Source organism: Pseudomonas mediterranea CFBP 5447, from assembly GCF_000774145.1.
Classification (GTDB): domain Bacteria; phylum Pseudomonadota; class Gammaproteobacteria; order Pseudomonadales; family Pseudomonadaceae; genus Aquipseudomonas; species Aquipseudomonas mediterranea.
Genome location: NZ_KN322966.1, coordinates 156,307 through 177,968, shown reverse-complemented (window position 1 = coordinate 177,968; position 21,662 = coordinate 156,307). Strand labels below are relative to the sequence as shown.

Here is a 21,662-nt window from a genome sequence, read left to right as displayed (position 1 = left end):
TAGATATAATGCGCCCCCAAGAGAGAACCGCGGGTCATCCATTGTCGCTTTTGTCGTTTTCCCGAAGGAAACAATGGATGCAACGCCCAACCTCCAATTAGAAAAACCGTGAGCCTTGAGAGTAGGAGATAGCCTGTGGAACGCGAATACATGGAATTCGACGTGGTCATCGTCGGTGCCGGCCCCGCTGGCCTGTCTGCCGCCTGCCGCCTGAAGCAGAAGGCCGCCGAAGCCGGTAAGGAAATCAGCGTCTGCGTGGTGGAAAAAGGCTCCGAAGTCGGTGCACACATCCTTTCCGGCGCGGTGTTCGAACCCCGCGCCCTGAATGAGCTGTTCCCGGACTGGAAAGAGCTCGGCGCCCCGCTGAACACGCCAGTCAAGCGCGATGACATTTATGTCCTGAGGAACGCCGACACTGCGAACAAAATCCCTGACTTCTTCGTGCCCAAGACCATGCACAACGAAGGCAACTATATTATTTCCCTCGGCAATCTTTGCCGTTGGCTGGCCCAGCAGGCCGAGAACCTGGGCGTGGAAATCTACCCGGGCTTCGCCGCTCAGGAAGCACTGTTCGACGAAAACGGCGTGGTCCGCGGGATTATCACCGGCGATCTGGGTGTCGACCGTGAAGGCCATCCGAAGGAAGGCCTCTACACGCCTGGCATGGAACTGCGCGGCAAGTACACGCTGTTCGCCGAAGGCTGCCGTGGCCATATCGGCAAGCAACTGATCAAGCGCTTCAACCTGGACAGCGACGCCGACGCCCAGCACTACGGCATCGGCCTGAAGGAAATCTGGGAAATCGACCCGGCCAAGCATCAACCCGGCCTGGTGGTGCACACCGCCGGCTGGCCGCTGGACATCATGGGTACCGAGAACACCGGCGGTTCCTTCCTCTATCACTTGGAAAACAACCAGGTGGTCGTGGGGCTGATCGTCGACCTGTCCTACAGCAACACCTACCTGTCGCCGTTCGACGAATTCCAGCGCCTCAAGCATCACCCGGTGCTCAAGCAGTACCTGGAAGGCGGCAAGCGCGTCAGCTACGGCGCCCGCGCCATCTGCAAGGGCGGCCTGAACTCCCTGCCGAAAATGGTCTTCAAGGGCGGCGCGCTGATCGGTTGCGACCTCGGCACCCTGAACTTCGCCAAGATCAAGGGCAGCCACACCGCCATGAAGTCCGGCATGCTCGCCGCCGAGGCCGTGGCCGATCGCCTGTTCGCCGAATCCGAAGGCGGTGATGAACTGACCGCTTACGTCGACAGCTTCAAGAACAGCTGGCTGTACGAAGAGCTGTTCGCCAGCCGCAACTTCGGCGCGGCGATCCACAAGTACGGCGCAATCATCGGTGGCGGCTTCAACTGGCTCGACCAGAACATCTTCGGCGGCAAGCTGCCGTTCACCCTGCATGACAACAAGCCCGACTACGCCTGCCTGAAGCTGGCAGCCGATTGCAAGAAGATCGACTACCCGAAACCGGACGGCAAGATCAGCTTCGACAAACTCAGCTCGGTGTTCATCTCCGGTACCAACCATGAAGAAGAACAGCCCTGCCATCTGAAGTTGACCGACCCGAGTATCCCCATCGGCAAGAACCTGCCGCTGTACGACGAACCGGCCCAACGCTACTGCCCGGCCGGGGTGTATGAGGTGGTGACCAAGGAAGACGGCGAGAAGCGTTTCCAGATCAACGCCCAGAACTGCGTCCACTGCAAGACCTGCGACATCAAGGATCCTGCGCAGAACATCACCTGGGTCTCGCCGGAAGGCGCCGGTGGACCGACTTACCCGAACATGTAAGCCGATTCGCTGAACATCAAGGCTCCCGCAATGGGGGCCTTTTTGTTGCCTGCGATTAATGGAGCGCCCATACCTCCTGTGGAGCGAGCCTGCTCGCGATAGCGGCGTGTCAGCCAATAAAAAATGCCGACAGGTGAACCGCTATCGCGAGCAGGCTCGCTCCCACAGGGATTGGCGCTGGATCAGGCAGCGCGCTCTTCCCCGGGGTTGCGCTCGAAGTAGCGCTTGTACTCCCGACTGAACTGCGACGAGCTCTGGTAGCCCACCTGATGGGCGACCTGGGCCACGCCCATGCCCTCGCTGAGCAACAGCCGCTGCGCCTTGAGCAGGCGCAATCGCTTGAGGTACTGCACCGGCGACAGCAACGTACTGCGCTTGAAATGCTCATGAAAGGTCGAGGCACTCATGTTCGCGCAGTTGGCCAGGGTCTCGACGTTCAGCGGTTCGGTGAAGTGCGCGTGCAAATGACACAACGCGGCGGCGATCCGGGCGAACTGCCCATGCTGCTCCACCAACGCCCGCAACACATCGGCCTGGGGTCCGCGCAACGCCGCGAAGAGCAATTCTCGCAACCGCGCCTGGCCCATCACCTGGCATTCCAGTGGATCGTGCAGGCAGTACAGCAACCGTTCGACACACCCTCGCATGGCGTCATCGAGCACCGCGCTGGTCATGGATTCCGGCGTCTGCGGCGGCAGGTTCCGTCCCGGCGTCAACCCCATGGCCAGCACCAACTCACCCAGCAGCGGCCGATCGATCGCAACGGAAATCCCGAGCAGCGGAGCATCGGGCATGGCGTAGGTTTCGCACTCGAACGGCACCGGCAGCGCCTGGATCAGGTAATGCCCGGCGCCGTACTCCAGCGTGCGCGGTCCCAGGTAAGCCAGTTTGCTGCCCTGGGCAATGATCACCAGGCTCGGCTCATAGAGCTGCGGGCCACGGGCGATGTCCTGGCTGCACCGCAGCACTTGCACGCCTGGCAGCTGTGTAGGAATAAAGCCGTCACGGGTCGCCAGGGGTTCGATCAGCGAAACCAGCGCCGCATTGGCATCGAGATAGCGGGTCAGCAACATGGGGAAAACTTCACGGAAAAAGGGATGGAAACATCATCGCAGGTCTGGCGCTCCATAGGATCAATCCACGGCCAAGGTCGGAGGATTAGGCATGACACCCGTAGGAATCGCCATCGCGAGATGCGGCCATGGCTCCCAGAATAGATCGCCTGACTGTTCATTGCTTAGCGAGGTTCACTATGTACACTGCCATCGGATATGCCGCCCAATCGCCCACCGCGCCCCTCGCCCCCATGAAGTTCGAGCGGCGCAGCCCGCAGGCCGACGACGTGGCAATCGACATTCTCTACTGTGGCGTCTGCCACTCCGATATCCATCAGGCTCGCAACGAATGGGGCATCGCCGTCTACCCACTGATGCCCGGCCACGAGATCGTAGGCAAGGTTACCGCCGTCGGTGCAAATGTCACCCGCTACAAGATCGGCGACCTGGTGGGCGTTGGCTGCATGGTCGACTCCTGCCGCGAGTGCGAAGCCTGCCATGCCGACCTGGAGCAATACTGCTATCAGGGCATGACCCAGACCTATGCGAGCCCGGACCGTATCAGCGGCGGCCATACCATGGGCGGCTACTCCGACAGCATCGTGGTCAACGAACATTTCGTGCTGCGTATACCGGAAAAACTCGACCCGGCCAGCGCCGCACCGATTCTCTGCGCCGGCATCACCACCTACTCGCCCCTCAAGCACTATGGCGTGAAGGCCGGCGACAAGGTCGGCGTGCTCGGCATGGGCGGCCTCGGGCACATGGGCATCAAGTTCGCCAAGGCCATGGGCGCCGAGGTGACGTTGTTCACCCGCTCGGCGAGCAAGGCGGAAGAAGCCCGTCGCCAGGGTGCCGATCATGTGATCGTGTCCACCGACGCCGAACAGATGGCCGCTGCCGCCGGACGCTTCCACTTCCTGCTGGACACCATTCCGGTGCAGCACGACCTCAATCCCTATCTGGGGACGTTGCGTTTCGACGGCGTACACATCCTGGTGGGCCTGGTCGAGCCGATCGATCCGCCGGTCCATGCCGCCAACTTGATCATGGGTCGTCGTGTATTGGCCGGCTCGTTGATCGGCGGCATTGCCGAGACCCAGGAGGTGCTGGATTTCTGCGCCGAGCACAACATCAGTTGCGACGTTGAAATGCTCGACATCCGCCAGATCAATGAGGCCTACAGCCGCATGATCGCCGGGGACGTGAAGTACCGCTTTGTCATCGACATGGCGACGCTCAAAGCCTGACGTCCGTTAAACCTTGGCACCCAGTTCCGCCGAAAGCCGGGCTGTGACCCCTTTGACCAGGGGAATCAGCTCGGCCATTTTTTCCAACGGCATGTACGGCACGGTGCTGGCAATGCTGATGCCGGCGACAATCCGCTTGCCGGCATCCCGGATCGGCGCCGCGACACAACGGATCGACGGTTCGTTGTCTTCCAGGTCGAAGGCATAACCTCCCGCCACATACTCCACCATCCGCTGCTGGAACTGTTCCCAGGATTGCTCCTGGTGCTGGGGCCAGAATTGATTCTTCCCAGCGGCCGGCAGACTGATTTCGTACAACCGCCGCCAATTTTCCTCGGGATCATCGAGCATCAGCGCCTTGCCGATTCCCGTGCGTGCCAATGGCATGCGATGGCCCACCCGCGAGCGCATTTCGGGGCCATTGCGCCCCGGATTCTTCAGCAGGTACAGAACCTCGTCACCCTCGCGAATCGCCAGGTGAACGGTGTCGCCGGTCAGTGCCGACAACTCGTCCAGGTACGGTCCCGCCAGGCTCACCAGCGGCAGATCTTCCCGGGCCTGGAAACCCAGTTCGATCAACTTCGGTCCCAACAGGTAACCCACCTGCGGCACCACGCGCAGGTAGCGCTCGTCCACCAGGCAACTGGCCAGGCGATGGGTGGTGCTGCGGGTCGTGCCGATCAGCCGGGCGATTTCCTTCAGGTCACGGGCACCGCTGGCGACCGCCTGAACCACACCCAGGCCGCGCAGCAATGTCTGGGTGCCTGTAGGCGATGCGTCCTTGGTGATTTTTGGATCGTCTTGCTGCATAGCCGGCCTTCAACAGTGAGCGGGGAACGGGCGGCATTATGGTCGCCCGCCCCGTCGGACTACAACTCGATGCGCTCGACCTTCCCGACCAGCAGGATGTAGGACAGTGCGCCCACCAGTGCCAGCACGGCGATATAGGTGATGGCCGGGGCAAACGAATCGCCATTGGCGAGGAAACCAATGACAATCGGCGTGGCGATGGCCGCCAGGTTACCGATGAAGTTGAACACCCCACCCGTCAGCCCGAGCAGCCGCGCCGGCGCCAGGGTCGACACCAGCGACCAGGTGATCGAAGCCAGGCCATTACCGAAGAACGCCAGCGCCAGGAACGCGATCACCAATGGCGTCGATTCGACGAAGTTGGCGCCAATGATCGAGGTCGAGATCAGCAACCCGCCAATGATCGGCAGCTTTCGGGCAAACCCGACCGTGGCGCCGCGCCGGATCAGCCAGTCGGAAAAGAACCCGGAACACAACACGCCGACGAACGCCGCGAGAAACGGCAACGACGCCAGCAGGCCGGACTTGATGAAGTCCATGCCGCGATATTTCACCAGGTAGGTCGGGAACCACGTCAGGAAAAACCACAGCGTGGAGTTCAGGCAGAACTGGCCCAGGTAGATGCCCCAGAGTTTGCGCTGGGTCAGGACGATACCCAGGTCGGTCCAGCTGAATTTTGCCTTGGCCTTGGTGGTTTCGGCCTGGATGTCCACCAGCCCACCGCCTTCGCGGATCAAATCGATTTCAGCGGCATTGGCGCCTTTGAAATCCCGAGGCTCGCGATACACCGCGTACCAGATCACCGCCCAGATGATGCCTACCGCACCGGTTACCACGAACACCATGTGCCAGCCGAACGTGTGCTGCAGCCAGGCCAGTACCGGCGTCAGGAAAGCCAGGCCAACGAACTGTCCGGAGGTGTAGAAACCAATAGCCGTGGCCCGCTCGCGCTCGGGGAACCAGGTGGTGACCACGCGGCTGTTGATGGGATACGCCGGCGCTTCCAGGGCCCCGACCGCCATGCGCAGCACGAACAAGGCGATGAAGCTGGCGGCGAAACCAAGCATCACCGTGGCCGCCGACCACAACAGCAACGCGACACTGTACAGAATCCGCGGCGGCACGCGGTCCACCAGCCAGCCGCCGGGGATCTGCATGGCCGCGTAGGTCCAGCCGAACGCCGAGAAGATCAGCCCGACATGGATGGGGTCGATGCCCAGTTCACTGGTCAGCGCGGGGGCGGCAATCGACAGGTTGCTACGGTCCAGGTAGTTGATCACCACGGTGATGAACAGCAGGACCATGATGAAAAAACGCTTGCGGCTGGGCGTCACCAACGACGCTTGCGCGCTCAGGGTGTGCGCTTGCATGTGAGGTGCCTCTTCTTATGTTTATTGAGGAAACGGGCGCGAGGATGGGGGATCTCCTTGCCGATGGAGATCCTTTGTGGGAGCGAGCCTGCTCGCGATAGCGGTATGTCAGTAGCGCATTAATCAGCTGATCCACCGCGATCGCGAGCAGGCTCGCTCCCACAAGGTTCAGTGGTGGGCCTGGGAACTCACCACTCGGCAAAACTGCCATCGGCATGGCGCCAGATCGGGTTGCGCCAGCGGTGGCCGACGGCGGCGCGTTCGATGACGTATTCCTCGTTGATCTCGATGCCCAGGCCCGGGCCGTTGGGGATCTTCACGAAGCCTTGGTCGTAGTCGAACACCCGCGCATCCTTGACGTAATCCAGCAGGTCGTTGCTCTCGTTGTAATGGATGCCCAGGCTCTGCTCCTGGATGAACGCGTTGTAGCAAGCCGCATCCAGTTGCAGGCATGCCGCCAGGGCGATCGGGCCCAGCGGGCAGTGCAGCGCCAGCGCCACGTCATAGGCCTCGGCCATGTTGGCGATCTTGCGGGTTTCAGTGATGCCACCGGCGTGGGACGCATCCGGCTGAATGATGTCGACGTAGCCTTCGCTGAGTACCCGCTTGAAATCCCAGCGGGAAAACAGACGCTCGCCGAGGGCAATCGGCGTGCTGGTCAGCGGCGCCAGTTCCTTGAGGGCTTCGTAGTTTTCGCTGAGCACCGGCTCTTCGATAAACATCAGCTTGTACGGGTCGAGTTCCTTCATCAGCACCTTGGCCATCGGCTTGTGGACCCGGCCGTGGAAGTCCACGCCGATGCCGACGTTCGGCCCTACCGCGTCCCGCACCGCTGCCACGTTGGCGAGGGCCAGGTCGACTTTTTCGAAGGTGTCGAGAAATTGCAGCTCTTCAGTGCCGTTCATCTTCACGGCCGTGAAGCCACGCCCTACGGCTTCTTTCGCTGCGCGGGCGGTGTCCGCCGGCCGGTCGCCGCCGATCCAGGAGTAGACGCGAATCTTGTCGCGCACCTGGCCGCCCAGCAGGTCGCTGACCGACACGCCCAAGGCCTTGCCCTTGATGTCCCACAGCGCCTGGTCGATACCGGCCAGGGCGCTCATGTGCACGGCGCCACCGCGATAGAAGCCGCCGCGATACAGCACGGTCCAGATGTCCTCGATATTGCGTGGGTCTTTGCCGATCAGGTAGTCGGACAATTCCTCGACGGCGGCCGCCACCGTGTGGGCACGGCCCTCGACCACCGGCTCGCCCCAACCGGTCACGCCCTCGTCGGTTTCGACCTTGAGGAAGCACCAGCGCGGCGGAACGATAAAAGTGGTCAGTTTGGTGATTTTCATCTTGTTGTCTCTCTTGTCAGATGCAGCGCACGGGCGCTGGAAAAGTCTTCAGTTCAAGGCATTCCATGCGGCCACGTAAGCCTTGGCGCGCCCCGCGACTTCGTCAGCCGTCAGGCCCGGCTTGAACAATCCGGAGCCCAGGCCGAATCCCTTGACGCCCGCCTCGAGGAACACCGCCATGTTGTCCGGCGTGATCCCGCCCACCGGCACCAGCACGGTCCCGGCCGGCAATACCGCGAGCCAGGCCTTGACCACCGCCGGGCCCATTTGCTCGGCAGGAAACAGCTTCAACACATGGGCGCCTTCGGCCAACGCGGCAAACGCCTCGGTCGGCGTGGCGACGCCCGGCGAGAGGTAGAGCCCCGCCGCTTTCGCCGCCCGCAACACCTTCGGGTCGCTGTGGGGCATGACGATCACCTGGCCGCCGGCGGCCTTCACCTGCTCCACCTGCTCCGGGGTCAGCACGGTGCCGGCACCGATCAGGCAGTCGGCGGGCAAGGTATTGCGCAGGATGCGGATACTTTCGTACGGCTCGGGGGAATTGAGCGGTACTTCGATGACGCGAAATCCGGCGCTGTACAGGACTTCGCCGATGGCTGCCGCCTCTTGGGGACGCAGACCGCGCAGGATCGCGATCAGCCCGTTGTGCGCCAGTGCTTGTGTGAGCATGTCAGACCTCCAGTCAGGTTTAACGCGATGCGCTGGATTCGAGCAGCCCGGCCGCCACGGCCAGTTGCCACAAACCTCGTTCGGTGGCCTGTTCGGCCAGGGTCACCCGGGCAAAGCCGCAGGCGTCGAGGGCCCGTTGATAACGGGCGCAGAGTTGGGAATTGCCGATCAGTACCACCGTCGGCAAATGCACGCTGTTGCGCCGATGCCGTTGTGCGGCGGCCAGTGCCGTCAGCTCGTGGCCGATCAACAAACCAGAGAGATAGTCAGGCTGGGCGCTCGCGCCAAGTTCACCGGTCAGCCCCAGGCTGCGAGCGCTGAACACGGTGGACAATGGACCGACCTGTCCGTCCGTCGACAGTGCCACCTGCACACCCCGGTCGAAGGCCACGCCGTCGAACGCGGCACCGCGCTGTTGGGTACGGCCGAGAATGCTGTGGTCGCTGAGCACGGCAAAGATCTCGCCGGTCATGAAGGTGTCGAAATGCACGATGCAGCCGTCGGCCACTTCCACCCATTTCGAGTGGCTGCCGGGCAAGCCGATCAGCACCGCTTCGTTCGGCAAGCTGTGCAAGGCGCCGAGTACCTGGGTTTCTTCGCCGCGCATCACATTGGGCAACCGCGAGCGCTGGATCACCCCTGGTACGATATGCACATCGACACCGCGAAGGCTCCGAACCGTTTGTAGGGAATGGCCGAGATTGGCGACGTTCGCCGGTGTGTCGCAGTAAGGCGCTTCGCACCAGCCCTGGGCGCTGCCGACCATGCCGCAGGCAATGACGGGTAATCCCGGCTGTGCGTCCAGCCAATCACCGCAGGCTTCGTCGAACGCCAGCTCGAAACCGTCAGTGCACACCCGACCGGCCACGGTCCGCGGCCCAGAAGGCAACTGCATGATCCCCGAAGATAGCGAGCGCTGTTCGAGCACCTCGCCTCCTGCGGCGAGTTTGTAAGCCCGTAGTGAGGTAGTCCCCCAATCGAGCGCGATCAATTGCGCCTGCATCCGCTTCACCTGTTCTGTTTTTTGGCAGTGAGTGGCACGGACTATAAACCTGAGCGCAGAAAAATCTCAATATATAAATATCACTCCCATATATTGGGATAACAACAAAACCATCCTAAACCATCGCCATCCATCCACGACCCTGCTACGTTTCCTGTCCGGATGCCTTAACTCTCAGGGACAACGACATGGCACAACTGCTGAAAATCCTCGGTCGCACTTCCTCGATCAACGTCAGAAAAGTGTTGTGGACTTGCCGAGAACTGGACATTTCCTACGAACGCGAAGACTGGGGCATCGGCTTCAACTCCACCCACGATCCTGCGTTCCTGGCGCTTAACCCCAATGCCCAGGTACCGGTGATCATCGATGAGAACGGTGTGCTCTGGGAGTCGAACACCATCTGCCGTTACCTGGTGGGCAAGCATGGACGCAGTGACCTGCTGGCCGTCGAACCTGCCGCACGGGCGCGAATCGAGCAATGGATGGATTGGCAGGCGACGGAACTCAACCCGTCATGGGGTTATCCGTTCTATGCCCTGGTGCGCAAGGATCCGAGCTGCCAGGACCCGCAGCAAATTGCCGCGGGGGTCAAAGGCTGGAATGAGAAGATGGGGCTGCTTGAACAGCAGTTGAGCCGTACGGGTGCCTATGTGGCCGGGGCGGAGTTTTCCCTGGCAGACGTGCTTATCGGCCTGTCCGTGCACCGCTGGCGCCAGACGCCCATGGAACGGCCGGACTATCCAGCCGTGGCGGCGTACTGCAAGCGTCTGGAACAGCGGCCCGGATTTGCCGAATGGGCCTCCGCCGACCACGCCTGAGCCATCAGTTGCCTTGGGCGAAATCCCGTAGCACCTTGCCGTCCATCCGGTAGCGCACCCATTCTTCCTGGGGTTGCGCGCCGAGGGATTTGTAGAACTCGATCGCCGGTGTGTTCCAGTCCAGGACGCTCCATTCGAAACGACCGCAATCGTTGTCGCAGGCGACCTTGGCCAGATGGCGCAACAACGTCTTGCCCGCCCCGCCGCCACGCTGTTCGGGCGTGATGTACAGGTCTTCGAGGTACAGGCAGTTGCTGCCCAACCAGGTGGAGTAGCTGAAGAAAAACACCGCGAAACCAATCGGTACGCCATCGCGCAGGCAGATCAGCCCGTGGGCGGTCGCGCCTTCGCTGAACAGGCTGCGCTCGATGTCGGCCACACTGGCGATGACTTCGTGACGGGCCTTCTCGTAGTCGGCCAGCTCGGTGATGAAGGCAAGGATTTGAGGCGCATCGCTGGGTTGCGCAGGACGGATCTCGATCGACATGAACGGGCCTTGTAGCCAATTGAAAGCGCCATACTAAGCCGCTACGCGGCGCTCGTCACATTTCAATCCAAATGATGATCGCCCCTGCGAAAGCACCATTCGTCGCAAGCAAGGCACCAACCCCGATCCCGCACGGCCCAAGATCAGGCAAGCATCTGAAAAAATGGAGGCGACACCATGATCACTTCAAGGCTGACTGCGTTCACATTTGCCGCACTGCTGTCTTCGGTGGCCTTCGCGGCGTCCACCTCGGGTACCGGACCGACCGACCCGGTGGAGGCACCCAACTCGCCGGCCACCCAGGGCATGCCCAAGTTGAACACCGACGGCACCGGCGGCGGCACCTTGAACAACGGTCAACCACCCGCCACCGGTACCGATCCGCGTGTGCAGGGTAATGACATGGGCCGTCAGGGCGGCATGAACACACCCGACTCCACAGCGCCCGATAACGCCGAAACCGGCGTGGGCTCGAAAACCACCACCGGCGGTTCGGGCTCCGAAGGCGGCGCCAGCCAGTAGCCTCTGCTCACACACTCGAGGAGGAACATCCCATGCCTCGTGGAAGCAAAGACAAATACACCGCCGAGCAAAAGCGCAAGGCCGAACACATCGAAAAAAGCTACGAGAAGAAAGGCCTGTCCGAGGAAACGGCCGAAGCACGGGCTTGGGCGACGGTGAACAAACAGTCCGGCGGCGGCGAACGTTCCGGCGGTTCGGGAAAACATAAGCCGGCCGCGGAAAAGAAAACCGACCGCAAGGAATCGGCCCGTCGAGCAGCCAAGACCCGGGAAGGTCATCCGCGCAGCAGCAAGGCGTCCCATGAAACCCAGACAGTCGACAGCCTGATGAAGGAGGCCCGGGCGAAGAACATTCCCGGGCGTTCGAAAATGCGCAAGCAGGAGTTGATCGAGGCGTTGCGCAAGGCCGCTTGATTGGCGGCGTCAAGGCGGACGCCATCGCGAGCAGGCTCGCTCCCACATGGGGTCTGCGGCGTTCACAGGTTCCGTGACAACCACAAACCCTGTGGGAGCGAGCCTGCTCGCGATAGCGCCAGGTCAGTCAACATCGATATCGATGTGCCGACGCCTTCGCGGGCAAGCCCGCTCCCGCCGGAGGTCTGCGGCGGGCGCTGGTTTTGTGGTTGACACAAGACCTGTGGGAGCCGGGCTTGCCCGCGATGGGGCCCGCCCGGTCGAAGCAGGTTTCAGCGCTGTTTCATGCGGTCGATGACCACGGCGAGCAGCAGGATCGAGCCACGGATGACGTATTGGTAGAAGGTGTCGATGTTCTTCAGGTTCATCGCATTTTCGATGATCGCCAGAATCAGCACACCGGCAATCACGTGGCGGATCATGCCGATACCGCCGCTCAACGAAACCCCACCCAGCACGCAGGCCGAGATCACTGTCAGTTCGAAGCCCTGGCCGATCATCGGTTGGCCGGAGGTCATGCGCGAGGCCAAAATCACCCCTGCCAGCGCGCCGATCACGCCGTGCACGGCGAAGATGATGATCTTGGTGCGGTCGACGTTCACCCCCGCCAACAGCGCCGCTTCCTGGTTGCCACCGATGGCCATGGTGTTGCGCCCATAGGTGGTGTAGTTCAACAACCAGCCGAAAAACAGGAAGCAGGCGATGGTGATCAGGATCGGCACCGGCACACCGAACAGCTGGCCGTTGCCGTACACGAAGAACGATTCCTGGGACACGCCCACCGCCTTGCCGTTGGCGAAGATGTAGGCCAGGCCGCGAACGATCTGCATGGTCGCCAGCGTGGTGATCAAGGCATTGACCCGCAGCTTGGCAATCACGATGCCGTTGATCAGGCCAACGATCAGCCCCATCACCAGCGCCGCGCTGACACCCAGGAACACGCTGTTGGTATCACGCATCACCACCGCCGCGACCACGCCGGCGCAGGCGATCACCGAGCCGACCGACAGGTCGAAGTGGCCGGACGCCAGGCAATACAACATGGTGCAAGCCGCGATGCCGGTGGTTGAAATCGCCAGGCCCAGGCCCCGCATGTTCAACGGCGACAGGAAGTTATCGATCAACAGCGTGCAGAGCACGAAGATGCCGATGGCCGCCAGCAGCATGACCCAATCGTCGAGGAACCGACGCATGTCCAGGGGTTTGCGTGCCGTTGGCAGTGCATTGTTTTGAATGGTCATGATTTACCTCTCAGTTCGCCGCGTCGGCAACGCGTTGGCGTGGCAGCGCCAGTTGCAGCAGGTTGGATTCGTTGGCCTCGGCACGCGGCAGCTCGCCGCGCATGGCCCCTTCGCATAGCACCAGGATCCGGTCGGAAATGCCCATCACTTCCATCAGGTCGCTGGACACCACAATCACCGCGATGCCCTCGGCCGCCAGGTTGTGGATGATCTGGTAGATCTCGGCCTTGGCACCGATGTCGATGCCGCGGGTCGGCTCATCCAGCAACAGGACTTTCATCGGCATCGATAGCCAGCGACCGAGGATCGCCTTCTGCTGGTTGCCGCCGGACAGGAACATGATTTTCTGCCCCGCCGTGGGCGTCTTCACTTTCAACGCCTTGATCTGCTTGTCGGCGTTGCCTTTTTCCCAATCGCCGCGCAACAGGCAGCCGAAGGTGGAATGGGCGCTGCGGGCGCTGATGTTGATGTTCTCGCCGACGCTGGCCAGGGGCATGATGCCTTCTTTCTTGCGGTCTTCCGGGCAGAGCAGTACACCGGCGGCGATGGCATCCCGGGGCGAACGCAGTTTCAGCGCCTCGCCATGCAGGACCATGCTGCCTTCGGTCTGGCGTTCCAGGCCGCTGAGCAAGCGCAGCAACTCGGTGCGTCCGGCCCCCACCAACCCGAACAACCCGAGGATTTCACCTTTGTGCACCTGGAAACTCACCGGCTCGCGCAGCCCCGGGCCGAGCAGGCGATCGACCTGCAGCGCCACGTCACCGCGCTCGCGGGCACGGTAATCGTAGATGTCCTGGATATCGCGGCCGACCATGCAAGTGACCAGCTGATCGTGGGTCAACTCGCTCATGTTTTCGAAGGTGCGCACGTAGCGGCCGTCCTTGAACACGGTCACCGCGTTACAGATGCGGAACACCTCCTCCATGCGGTGGCTCACGTACAGCACCACTTTGCCCTCGTCCCGCAGGCGGGCGATGATCGCCATCAAGCGGTCGATTTCCCGTGCAGACAGGCTGCTGGTGGGTTCATCGAAAGCGATCACATGGGCGCCCCGGGACAGGGCCTTGGCGATTTCCACCAGTTGGCGCTGACCCAGGGACAGGCGACCGACTTTTTCCTGGGGATCGATTTCGTCGGCCAGGCCCTTGAGCAGCGCCAACGCCTGCTGGCGCAACACGCCGCGATTGACCAGGCCGAAGCGGGCCGGCAGGTGGCCCAGGAACAGGTTCTCGGCCACCGTCATTTCCGGCACCAGATGCAGCTCCTGGTGAATCACCGCCACGCCGCTGGCGATGCTGTCGGCCGTGCATTTGAAGGCCATCACCTGCTCGCCGATCTGCAGCTCGCCGCTGCTCGGGATGTAGGCCCCACCCAGAATTTTCAGCAACGTGGACTTGCCCGCGCCGTTTTCCCCCATCAAGGCATGAACCTGGCCGGGATGGGCAACAAAACTGATATTGGCCAACGCCTGCACGCCAGGAAAGGCCTTGCCGATTCCGTTGAACCGCAAGCTGGCGCCGATGTTGTGTTGTTGTGTCGCTGTTTGCGCTTGCATAACCACCTCGAACTCACAGAGATCAAGCGGCCCCAAGACACCGGGGCCGCTTTTGAATCAACCGGCCGTCAATTCCACAGGCCGATCTTTTCCAGCTCCTGCTTGAAGTTCTCCCGAGTGATCAGCGTCACTTCATCCATGGCGGTGTACTTCGGTGGTTCCTTGCCGGTGGTGACCCACTCGAACATCATCTCGGCAGTCTTGTAGCCTTCGATGTGCGGGCTAGGCAGCATCGAACCGAAGAAACCGCTATGAGGCTTCTTCAGCTCGCCGATGGCGTCGGTGCCGTTGATGCCGATCCCGATCACGTTGTCTGCCTTGAAGCCGGCGCTTTCAGTGGCACGCACTCCACCCAGCACGGTGTTGTCGTTCATGCCGCCGATGATCAGGTTCTTCGCGCCGCTGGGCAGTTTCACCAGGGCGGAGTTGGTGGAGTCCATGCTCCCCGGTACGTCGAGGGTCTTGAGCGCCGTGGTGAGGATGTGATCGTCCGGCATACCGGCTTTCTTCAGGGCGTCCATCGAACCGTCGGTGCGTTTCTTGCCGGTGTCCAACTCGTTGAAGGTGTTGATCACAGCGTAGGTGTCTTTCCAGTCCCAGCCACGTTTCTTGGCTTCGGTGGCCATGGCGGCACCCTGCTTCTGGCCCACTTCGAAGGCGGCCATGCCAAGGTATGGCACGTCTTCCATGAACTTGCCGCTGGCATCGACGAAACGGTCATCGACAGCGATGACTTTCATATCGTTGAGCTTGGCCTTGGCCATGATGGCCGGGCCCAGGGACACGTCCGGCGGGCAGATCACGAAGCCCTTGGCGCCGTTGGCCGCGAGGCTGTCGATGGCCGAGAGGGTCTTCTCGCCATCAGGCACGGCGATCTTGATGACCTTGAAGCCCTTGTCCTTGCCCGCCTTTTCAGCGAACGCCCATTCGGTCTGGAACCAGGGCTCCTCGGCCTGCTTGACCAGAAAACCGATCTTCACTTCTTCAGCCGCCAGCAAGGTACTGCTGAGACCGACCGCGGCAACTGCCAGGGCAACGCGGCACAGGGAACGGATCCCACGACGATGATTCATAGTTGACTCCTTGTTTTTTTTATTGAAAGCCAAACGTCCAGGGTCTGCTCCACCATCGGTGGCAAAGCGCAGGCTGGGCGGTCACAGCAAGTTGCTACAGCATAGATCTAAATAGTCATATCGTATGATGATTGAATTACAGGCAAAGTTTCAGACTGCAATCCCGGAATGTTCAGTCGTGGTACATGACCGAACGTCCACCATCAATGGTGATGCATGAAGCGTTGATGAAAGGTGCTTCATCACTGGCCAGGAACACGGCCGTCATTGCCACTTCGATCGGTTGCCCGATGCGCCGTGGCGGGTGCAGATCCAGCGCACGCTGGCGTTCGGCATGAGGATCGGCGAAGCCGTTCCAATAGTCGACGTTCAGTTGGGTTTCGATATAGCCCGGTGCGATGGCGTTGACGCGTATGCCCTTGGGCGCGTATTCGATGCCCAGGGCACGGGTCAGGCCGAGCAAGCCATGCTTGGCCACCGGGTAAGGGAAACAGCCGGGAATAATGTGGGACGAATGGGTCGAAGCAATATTGATGATGCTGCCCACGCCCTGCTCGATCATCTGCGGCAGCACAGCCTTGCAGCCGTACCAGGCACCGTCCAGGTCAATGGCGAAGCAGCGGCGCCAGTCTTCTTCGGTCATTTCCAAGGGGTCGCGAAACACATTGACCCCGGCGCAATTCACCAATACATCGATGCGGCCGTGCAACTCAACCGCACGTCGGGCCATGGCCTGCAGGTCCTGCGGGTTCGACACATCGGCCCGCAGCGCTTGCACGTCCGCCCCGCGTTCACGCCAGGAAGCGGCAACCTGTTCGACCTTGCCGGCCTGGATGTCGCTGATCACCAGTCGCGCCTGTTGTGCAGCGAACGCGGCGACGATGGCCTCGCCGATGCCTTGGGCGGCGCCGGTCAGCAGCACCACTTTGTTCTTCAGCCGCTCGCCCTTCGGTGGTTCGGGCACTGGCGGCAAGGAAAGCGCTTCAGCCATGACTCAGGACTCCCCTGCCCACAGCCACGACAAAAACCGGGCATCCAGGGATGACCGGCCGAAGGCACTGGGAGGACAGTGGGTCACGTACGTCGCCGGGACGTACGGGGATAGATCGTTGCATCGCTTCACCTGTTTTGTTTTTTTAGTGTGAATGCATGTTGCTGATGGAGCCGACTATAAACCCGGCTCGCCAACAATCTCAATATATATATTTACATCCCATATTTTGGGATTTAACCCGCAAACCGCGTACAGCTCACACCCGGCACATCGACCCGCATGGACAACACTGCGCCATCCAGCGGATGAGCCAACGGACTGGCCGCACTGGTGATGTACAAGGTCTTGAGATCCTCTCCCCCGAACACGCAACTGGTGGGGCGACTGACCGGCAGTTCGATCACCCGGTCAACCTGCCCGTCAGGGCTGATTCGCAGCAGGCAACTGCCGTCCCAGCGGGCGTTCCAGACATAGCCCCGGGCGTCCATCGCCGATCCGTCCGGCCCACCGCGCGAATGAGGGCCGAACCAGACTTCGGCGGGCGCCAGGCTGCCGTCGGGATGAATGAAATGCCGGTACAACGTGCCATCGAGGCTTTCACCGAAATACACCGTGGTGCCGTCAGGACTCCACAACAGCGTGTTGGGAATGCCTCGCCCGCGCAGCAACGGCATGACCCGGCCATCGGCGCCTACGCGAAACAGCCCCCCCGAGCGGTGTTCCAGGGGCAAGTCCTCACCGTTTTCACCAATGTTGTTCTGCATGGTCCCGAGCCAGAGCTGGCCCAAGGCATCGCAACGGGCTTCGTTGGCGCGGTTGCCGGGTTGGGGATCGGCCATGCACAGCAGCGTCAGACGTGGCTCCAGGCCAGGCGAATCAAGATCCAGCCGATAGACACCGCTGCTCAGTGTCACCAGCGCATCACCGCTTTGTGTGGGAATGAAGGCCGACACATGCTCGGGCATCTGCCAGATCTGCACATTGGCACCGATCAACCGCAGGGCCTGTTTGCCGGCGATGTCGACCCAATACAGCGCTTGGGTCGGCGCGTCCCAAAAAGGCCCCTCACCCAGTTTCGCCCGGTGCTCCGTTACCGCCTTCCACATCATTGAAACCTCCCGTTTCCGGCTTGCCCGGCAGTGTCTGTACGACCGGCCATCATGTCAGGGTAGAAGCGCTTGATGGCCAGGTCAGCGTTGTCGATCAGGGTCATGCAGGCCCAGACGCCGCGTGTCGCGTCACGGGAGGCGATGGCTTCGGCGATGTCCTTGTGGATGGGCAAGGTACGGCGCAGCTCATCCGGATCGGCGGCCGATACCTCGAACGACACCGCCAGCAACGCCCCCAGGGCCGGGACCATTTGTTCTATGAATTGATTGTGGCTGGCGGCGAGGATGCACTCGTGAAAAAACTGGTCGGCCCGGTTGTAGTCGGCGCCGCTGTCCACCGCCCGCTCCAGCGCATGGTAGGCCAGGCGGATCGCCTGCACCTGCTCGACCGTCGCCCGCTCGCAGGCCCAGCGCACCGCCATGGGCTCGATGGTGCGGCGCAGGTCCAACAGGTCATCGACAAAGTTCTCCGGCAAACCGCTGCGTGACAACCAGCCGACCACCTGTGGGTCGAACAGATTCCAGCGCCGTACCGGCAACACCCGCGTCCCCACCTTCGGCCCGACCTCGAGCATGCCTTTAGCCACCAGGGTCTTGATCGCCTCGCGAATCACCGTGCGACTGACCCCCAACTGCTCGCCCAGGTCTGCCTCGACCTTGATGGTCTGCCCAGGCTTGACCTGGCCGGCGGCGATCCAGGCGCCCAGCCAATCGACGGTCGATGCGTGAAAACTGCTGGACATGAAAACCCCGCGGGCCACTCTTATTGGTGGCTCACGCTAATCATCATATGATTGGCTGTCAATCGAATTATAGGCAATCCCCTGTGGGAGCGAGCCTGCTCGCGATAGCGTCGGGCCAGCCAACATCAAGTTGACTGACATTACGCCATCGCGAGCAGGCTCGCTCCCACAGGAGGGGTTACGGTTCCAGGCCTATCGGGAAGAACACCCCGCCACTCCACACCCCCAGCCAGCGCTGCCCGTCAACCTCACGGCTCACCGCCAGCTCCACCAATTGGTAGAACACATTTCGGTGGATCAGGGCTTCGAGGTTGCTGCGCACATGCACGTAAGGCGCCGGCTCCTGGGTGCGGGGATCGATCACCACCCGTAGCGGATGGTCGGGGCCGGCTTCGGTGGTCTCATCGACATGGGTGGTGAAGCGCAACAACTGCTCTTCTCCGTGACCCTCGACCTCCAGGGTCACGGCCACGAACGGCGCATCGTCGACCTGGATGCCGACTTTTTCAACGGGGGTAATCAGGAAGTAGTCATCGCCGTCGCGGCGGATGATGGTGGAGAACAGCTTGACCATCGGCTTGCGTCCGATGGGCGTGCCCAGGTAGTACCAGGTGCCATCGCGGGCGATGCGCATGTCGATGTTGCCGCAGAAGTCAGGGTTCCATAAGTGGACCGGCGGCAGGCCTTTGGTCTTGGGGATCTGCCCCAGCAGGTCATTGGCTTTTTGCGGTCCGGTCATGGTGACTCCTCGTTTACTCGTCGCTCATCCCCAACAAACTGCGGGCATATTCACGCAACGGCGTGGCGATGAGGTCTTGTGGCTGCTTGTCGTGGAACGTCAGTAAACCGCCACGACTCTTGATCCGTGCAGTATCAATCAAATACTGGGTGCTGGTCTCGATCAACATGATCTGGATGACGCTGGTATCGACCCCCAGGCGATCCACGGCTTCTTCGTCCAGCCATTCGTCAGAATTGCCGATGCGGTTATCGGCCTTGGCGAACCGGGTGTACAGCAAGTAATGAGCACCGGCAGCACGGGCTTCGCCCATGGCCTGGTCGAGGCCTTCGGGGACACGGGCGCGACGGACCATCGGGAAATACTCGATGAACCCGTTGAAGGCTTCTTCGGCCACGACATTGGGACGCGGATAGGCGCCGCCCGGCGGTGCGAAAGCGCCTTGGGCAATGTAGATGAACGAATCGGGCTGAATACGCAGGTTGTTCACACGGCGGCTGTCGCTGTGATCCAGCAGACCGGCGTCGCTCATGTGATAACGAACGCCCTCTCCCATGTCGCTGACATTCATACAGCCAGCCAGCGCCAAAACGGCCAGCAGCAAAACCAGGCTACGCATCCTACCCTCCAGAAACCGGTGTCGGAAAACCGGCGAATGGCCGTTGAATGCAGCTTTTGCGCCAGCTCAATGAAAATGGGTTGATTGGAGCAATGTAATCGCGGGCAAGCCTTGCTCCCACAGGGTAAGCACCGTACCAGTGGGAGCAAGGCTTGCCCGCGATTGCGTAGGATCAGCCGCCGATGATCTTCATGATGGTCGCGCCCCCGGAGAACGCCACTTCCTGCTTGTCCCCCAACGCCTTGACCAGCAGCCGCTGCAGGGCAGGCAGCGCCTGGTGACGAGGCTTGTCCAGCAGGTCGCCGATGAAGTGACGGTTGCTCGAGGACAGGCAACCATGCAACCAGCCTGTGGAAGACAACCGCAACCGCGAGCAAGTACGGCAGAAAGGCACGCTTTCGTTGGCGATCACACCGAAATAACCCATTCCAGGAATCTCATAGCGCACCGCCGTCGCATCCACCGGCGCGTCGGCTTGCAGGTATTCGTACTGGTCGCCGATCAGGCTCAGCAGTTGTTGCAGGCTGACAAACTGCTGCAAGAACGCATTGGAATCACGGGCCAGGTGTCCCATGCGCATCAATTCGATGAAGCGCAACTCATAGCCACGCGCCAGGCAATATTCCAGCAATGGCATGACCTGATCCAGATTCTGCCCGCGCAACGGCACCATGTTGACCTTGATCTTCATGCCCGCCGCATGGGCCTGGTCCATGCCGTCAAGCACGGTCGCCAGGTCGCCGCCCCGGGCGATGCTGCGAAACGCGGCGGGGTCCAGGGTGTCGAGGGAAACGTTGATGCGGCGGATGCCTGCGTCCACCAGCAAAGGCAGCTTCTTCGCCAGCAACTGGCCGTTGGTGGTCAGGCTGATGTCCTCCAGGCCCATCTGCCCCACCGCCGCCATGAAGCGTTCGAGCTTGGGACTGACCAGCGGCTCACCGCCGGTGATGCGCAGTCGCTCGATGCCGGCCGCTTCGATCAGGTAGGCCACGCCGCGCGCCATCGCTTCGGCCGACAACTCGTCCTGCGCCGCCACCAGGCGCTTGCCGTCGGGCACGCAATAGGTGCAGGCGTAATTGCAGGCGGAAGTCAGGCTGATCCGCAGATTGCGGAAACGCCTGCCCTGACGGTCAACGATCATGGATGACTCCGGCGAAAGAAAAATCGGCCTACGAAACTTGACCTAGAATTCAGGTTTTCGCAAGACCCAAGCCTGAGTATATTACTGGGGCACTGCGCCATGTAAGCAGACATGGCGCAATCAGACAGGTGAATGTCAGTTGTTCGGGACGTCTGTATCACGCTTGCGCTTGTTGCCCATGCGCACACCAATGTCCATCAGGAACTGGAAGAAACCTTCCTGATCCTCCAGCACGTTGCTCCAGAACGGCGAGTGGTACAACGCCACCGCACCATGCACCAACGCCCAGGCAGCGCAGTAGTGGAAGTAAGGCGGCACGTCTTCGAGCTTGCCTTCGCTGATCCGGCCCTTGATCAGCAACGTCAGGCGCTCGAAGTTCGAAGCGCGGATCTTGTGAAGCTCCTCGACCATCTCCGGTACCTGGTTGCCCTTGACCACCTTCTCTTCCAGGCGGTCGAACAAGCGGTAGCGCTGGGGATCGCGCATGCGGAATTCGAAGTAGGCCCGGGACAGCGCCTCCTTGTCCTTGTCCACATCCGCAGAATGCAGCAATTCGTTCAAATCGCGCTCGTAATCGAGCATCAGGCGCAGGTAGATCTCCGCCTTGGATTTGAAATGTTTATAGATCGTGCCTTTGCCGATACCCACGGCATCCGCAATCATCTCGACGGTGACGCTGTCTTCGCCCTGGTCGAGGAACAACTTGAGCGCGGTGTCGAGAATTTCCTGCTCGCGGCGGCGAAACTCACGGACCTTACGAGGTTCTTTGTGCATAAGAAAAAGGTCTGAAGGTCAAAATTCGAAGCCGGGTATTATGCCTAACTTACGCAAAAATGCACGGATCATCCGTTCCCGACGGTAGTTCTTCCGAAAATCGTACAACATTGGCTCACTGCGGCTTACGCCATCGC

The 21,662-nt window shown here is 61.3% G+C and carries 22 protein-coding genes; 5 read left to right on the top strand and 17 right to left on the bottom strand.

Going from position 1 to position 21,662, the window contains the following annotated elements; translation table 11 throughout:
• The first annotated feature begins 135 nt into the window (after positions 1 to 135).
• Positions 136 to 1,800, top strand: a complete 1,665-nt coding sequence (locus tag N005_RS02645; protein ID WP_047699148.1) for an electron transfer flavoprotein-ubiquinone oxidoreductase — start codon at positions 136 to 138, stop codon at positions 1,798 to 1,800.
• 182 nt (positions 1,801 to 1,982) lie between these two features.
• On the opposite strand, the gene N005_RS02640 is transcribed toward N005_RS02645, so the two are convergent.
• Positions 1,983 to 2,873, bottom strand: a complete 891-nt coding sequence (locus N005_RS02640) for an AraC family transcriptional regulator (protein WP_047699146.1) — start codon at positions 2,871 to 2,873, stop codon at positions 1,983 to 1,985.
• Positions 2,874 to 3,052: 179 nt separating this feature from the next.
• Between N005_RS02640 and N005_RS02635 the strand changes: the two genes are divergently transcribed.
• Positions 3,053 to 4,105: an NAD(P)-dependent alcohol dehydrogenase gene (locus N005_RS02635; RefSeq protein WP_047699144.1), complete on the top strand. Its 1,053-nt coding sequence runs from the start codon at positions 3,053 to 3,055 to the stop codon at positions 4,103 to 4,105.
• A gap of 6 nt (positions 4,106 to 4,111) precedes the next feature.
• On the opposite strand, the gene N005_RS02630 is transcribed toward N005_RS02635, so the two are convergent.
• The 5 genes from N005_RS02630 to N005_RS02610 form a co-directional block, all read right to left on the bottom strand.
• A complete protein-coding gene (locus N005_RS02630) occupies positions 4,112 to 4,915 on the bottom strand; it encodes an IclR family transcriptional regulator (protein WP_047699142.1) in 804 nt (267 codons plus the stop codon).
• A 59-nt stretch (positions 4,916 to 4,974) separates the two neighbouring features.
• Positions 4,975 to 6,285: an MFS transporter gene (locus tag N005_RS02625; RefSeq protein ID WP_047699141.1), complete on the bottom strand. Its 1,311-nt coding sequence runs from the start codon at positions 6,283 to 6,285 to the stop codon at positions 4,975 to 4,977.
• Positions 6,286 to 6,473: 188 nt separating this feature from the next.
• Complete coding sequence (gene dgoD, locus N005_RS02620) at positions 6,474 to 7,622, bottom strand: galactonate dehydratase (protein ID WP_041020447.1); 1,149 nt, start codon at positions 7,620 to 7,622, stop codon at positions 6,474 to 6,476.
• Between the two features lie 48 nt (positions 7,623 to 7,670).
• Positions 7,671 to 8,291, bottom strand: coding sequence for a 2-dehydro-3-deoxy-6-phosphogalactonate aldolase (locus N005_RS02615; protein WP_047699139.1), 621 nt, complete (start codon positions 8,289 to 8,291; stop codon positions 7,671 to 7,673).
• Positions 8,292 to 8,310: 19 nt separating this feature from the next.
• Complete coding sequence (locus N005_RS02610) at positions 8,311 to 9,294, bottom strand: 2-dehydro-3-deoxygalactonokinase (protein WP_047699137.1); 984 nt, start codon at positions 9,292 to 9,294, stop codon at positions 8,311 to 8,313.
• A gap of 188 nt (positions 9,295 to 9,482) precedes the next feature.
• Here N005_RS02610 and N005_RS02605 point away from each other — a divergent pair, with 188 nt between their 5' ends.
• Positions 9,483 to 10,115: a glutathione S-transferase family protein gene (locus N005_RS02605; protein ID WP_047699136.1), complete on the top strand. Its 633-nt coding sequence runs from the start codon at positions 9,483 to 9,485 to the stop codon at positions 10,113 to 10,115.
• A gap of 4 nt (positions 10,116 to 10,119) precedes the next feature.
• On the opposite strand, the gene N005_RS02600 is transcribed toward N005_RS02605, so the two are convergent.
• On the bottom strand, positions 10,120 to 10,602 hold the full coding sequence (locus N005_RS02600) for a GNAT family N-acetyltransferase (protein ID WP_003179435.1): 483 nt from the start codon (positions 10,600 to 10,602) through the stop codon (positions 10,120 to 10,122).
• 177 nt (positions 10,603 to 10,779) lie between these two features.
• On the opposite strand from N005_RS02600, the gene N005_RS02595 reads away from it, so the two are divergent.
• Together N005_RS02595 and N005_RS02590 are read left to right on the top strand one after the other, a co-directional pair.
• On the top strand, positions 10,780 to 11,124 hold the full coding sequence (locus N005_RS02595; protein WP_047699134.1) for a hypothetical protein: 345 nt from the start codon (positions 10,780 to 10,782) through the stop codon (positions 11,122 to 11,124).
• Positions 11,125 to 11,156: 32 nt separating this feature from the next.
• The gene (locus N005_RS02590) at positions 11,157 to 11,537 is read left to right on the top strand and encodes a Rho termination factor N-terminal domain-containing protein (protein ID WP_047699132.1); all 381 of its coding nucleotides are present in this window, start codon (positions 11,157 to 11,159) and stop codon (positions 11,535 to 11,537) included.
• A 272-nt stretch (positions 11,538 to 11,809) separates the two neighbouring features.
• Here N005_RS02590 and araH read toward each other — a convergent pair whose 3' ends face one another.
• The 10 genes from araH to N005_RS02540 form a co-directional block, all read right to left on the bottom strand.
• Complete coding sequence (araH, locus tag N005_RS02585) at positions 11,810 to 12,778, bottom strand: L-arabinose ABC transporter permease AraH (RefSeq protein ID WP_047699130.1); 969 nt, start codon at positions 12,776 to 12,778, stop codon at positions 11,810 to 11,812.
• 10 nt (positions 12,779 to 12,788) lie between these two features.
• Entirely contained in the window at positions 12,789 to 14,333 is a 1,545-nt protein-coding gene (gene araG / locus N005_RS02580) for an L-arabinose ABC transporter ATP-binding protein AraG (RefSeq protein WP_047699128.1), read from the bottom strand.
• A 68-nt stretch (positions 14,334 to 14,401) separates the two neighbouring features.
• On the bottom strand, positions 14,402 to 15,406 hold the full coding sequence (locus N005_RS02575; RefSeq protein WP_047699126.1) for a substrate-binding domain-containing protein: 1,005 nt from the start codon (positions 15,404 to 15,406) through the stop codon (positions 14,402 to 14,404).
• A gap of 172 nt (positions 15,407 to 15,578) precedes the next feature.
• Entirely contained in the window at positions 15,579 to 16,397 is an 819-nt protein-coding gene (locus N005_RS02570) for an SDR family oxidoreductase (protein WP_047699124.1), read from the bottom strand.
• Positions 16,398 to 16,633: 236 nt separating this feature from the next.
• Positions 16,634 to 17,509, bottom strand: coding sequence for an SMP-30/gluconolactonase/LRE family protein (locus tag N005_RS02565; protein ID WP_047699122.1), 876 nt, complete (start codon positions 17,507 to 17,509; stop codon positions 16,634 to 16,636).
• A complete protein-coding gene (locus tag N005_RS02560) occupies positions 17,506 to 18,252 on the bottom strand; it encodes a FadR/GntR family transcriptional regulator (RefSeq protein ID WP_047699120.1) in 747 nt (248 codons plus the stop codon). The genes N005_RS02565 and N005_RS02560 overlap by 4 nt, the downstream gene beginning before the upstream one ends.
• A gap of 178 nt (positions 18,253 to 18,430) precedes the next feature.
• Complete coding sequence (locus tag N005_RS02555; RefSeq protein ID WP_047699118.1) at positions 18,431 to 18,991, bottom strand: DUF1285 domain-containing protein; 561 nt, start codon at positions 18,989 to 18,991, stop codon at positions 18,431 to 18,433.
• A gap of 13 nt (positions 18,992 to 19,004) precedes the next feature.
• Positions 19,005 to 19,610 (bottom strand): DUF4823 domain-containing protein, encoded by a 606-nt coding sequence (locus tag N005_RS02550; RefSeq protein WP_047699116.1) that lies wholly within the window; start codon positions 19,608 to 19,610, stop codon positions 19,005 to 19,007.
• Between the two features lie 172 nt (positions 19,611 to 19,782).
• Positions 19,783 to 20,751, bottom strand: a complete 969-nt coding sequence (locus tag N005_RS02545; protein ID WP_047699114.1) for a GTP 3',8-cyclase MoaA — start codon at positions 20,749 to 20,751, stop codon at positions 19,783 to 19,785.
• Positions 20,752 to 20,886: 135 nt separating this feature from the next.
• Positions 20,887 to 21,525: a TetR/AcrR family transcriptional regulator gene (locus N005_RS02540; protein ID WP_047699112.1), complete on the bottom strand. Its 639-nt coding sequence runs from the start codon at positions 21,523 to 21,525 to the stop codon at positions 20,887 to 20,889.
• Between the last annotated feature and the right edge of the window lie 137 nt (positions 21,526 to 21,662).

Coding starts and splice junctions, on each gene's coding strand:
- araH (WP_047699130.1), bottom strand. CDS start 12,778: ATGACCATTCAAAACAATGCACTGCCAACGGCACGCAAACCCCTGGAC.
- araG (WP_047699128.1), bottom strand. CDS start 14,333: ATGCAAGCGCAAACAGCGACACAACAACACAACATCGGCGCCAGCTTG.
- N005_RS02635 (WP_047699144.1), top strand. CDS start 3,053: ATGTACACTGCCATCGGATATGCCGCCCAATCGCCCACCGCGCCCCTC.
- N005_RS02565 (WP_047699122.1), bottom strand. CDS start 17,509: ATGATGTGGAAGGCGGTAACGGAGCACCGGGCGAAACTGGGTGAGGGG.
- N005_RS02570 (WP_047699124.1), bottom strand. CDS start 16,397: ATGGCTGAAGCGCTTTCCTTGCCGCCAGTGCCCGAACCACCGAAGGGC.
- N005_RS02630 (WP_047699142.1), bottom strand. CDS start 4,915: ATGCAGCAAGACGATCCAAAAATCACCAAGGACGCATCGCCTACAGGC.
- N005_RS02555 (WP_047699118.1), bottom strand. CDS start 18,991: ATGACCGGACCGCAAAAAGCCAATGACCTGCTGGGGCAGATCCCCAAG.
- N005_RS02600 (WP_003179435.1), bottom strand. CDS start 10,602: ATGTCGATCGAGATCCGTCCTGCGCAACCCAGCGATGCGCCTCAAATC.
- N005_RS02640 (WP_047699146.1), bottom strand. CDS start 2,873: ATGTTGCTGACCCGCTATCTCGATGCCAATGCGGCGCTGGTTTCGCTG.
- N005_RS02545 (WP_047699114.1), bottom strand. CDS start 20,751: ATGATCGTTGACCGTCAGGGCAGGCGTTTCCGCAATCTGCGGATCAGC.
- N005_RS02625 (WP_047699141.1), bottom strand. CDS start 6,285: ATGCAAGCGCACACCCTGAGCGCGCAAGCGTCGTTGGTGACGCCCAGC.
- N005_RS02590 (WP_047699132.1), top strand. CDS start 11,157: ATGCCTCGTGGAAGCAAAGACAAATACACCGCCGAGCAAAAGCGCAAG.
- N005_RS02615 (WP_047699139.1), bottom strand. CDS start 8,291: ATGCTCACACAAGCACTGGCGCACAACGGGCTGATCGCGATCCTGCGC.
- N005_RS02540 (WP_047699112.1), bottom strand. CDS start 21,525: ATGCACAAAGAACCTCGTAAGGTCCGTGAGTTTCGCCGCCGCGAGCAG.
- N005_RS02595 (WP_047699134.1), top strand. CDS start 10,780: ATGATCACTTCAAGGCTGACTGCGTTCACATTTGCCGCACTGCTGTCT.
- N005_RS02605 (WP_047699136.1), top strand. CDS start 9,483: ATGGCACAACTGCTGAAAATCCTCGGTCGCACTTCCTCGATCAACGTC.
- dgoD (WP_041020447.1), bottom strand. CDS start 7,622: ATGAAAATCACCAAACTGACCACTTTTATCGTTCCGCCGCGCTGGTGC.
- N005_RS02560 (WP_047699120.1), bottom strand. CDS start 18,252: ATGTCCAGCAGTTTTCACGCATCGACCGTCGATTGGCTGGGCGCCTGG.
- N005_RS02575 (WP_047699126.1), bottom strand. CDS start 15,406: ATGAATCATCGTCGTGGGATCCGTTCCCTGTGCCGCGTTGCCCTGGCA.
- N005_RS02550 (WP_047699116.1), bottom strand. CDS start 19,610: ATGCGTAGCCTGGTTTTGCTGCTGGCCGTTTTGGCGCTGGCTGGCTGT.
- N005_RS02610 (WP_047699137.1), bottom strand. CDS start 9,294: ATGCAGGCGCAATTGATCGCGCTCGATTGGGGGACTACCTCACTACGG.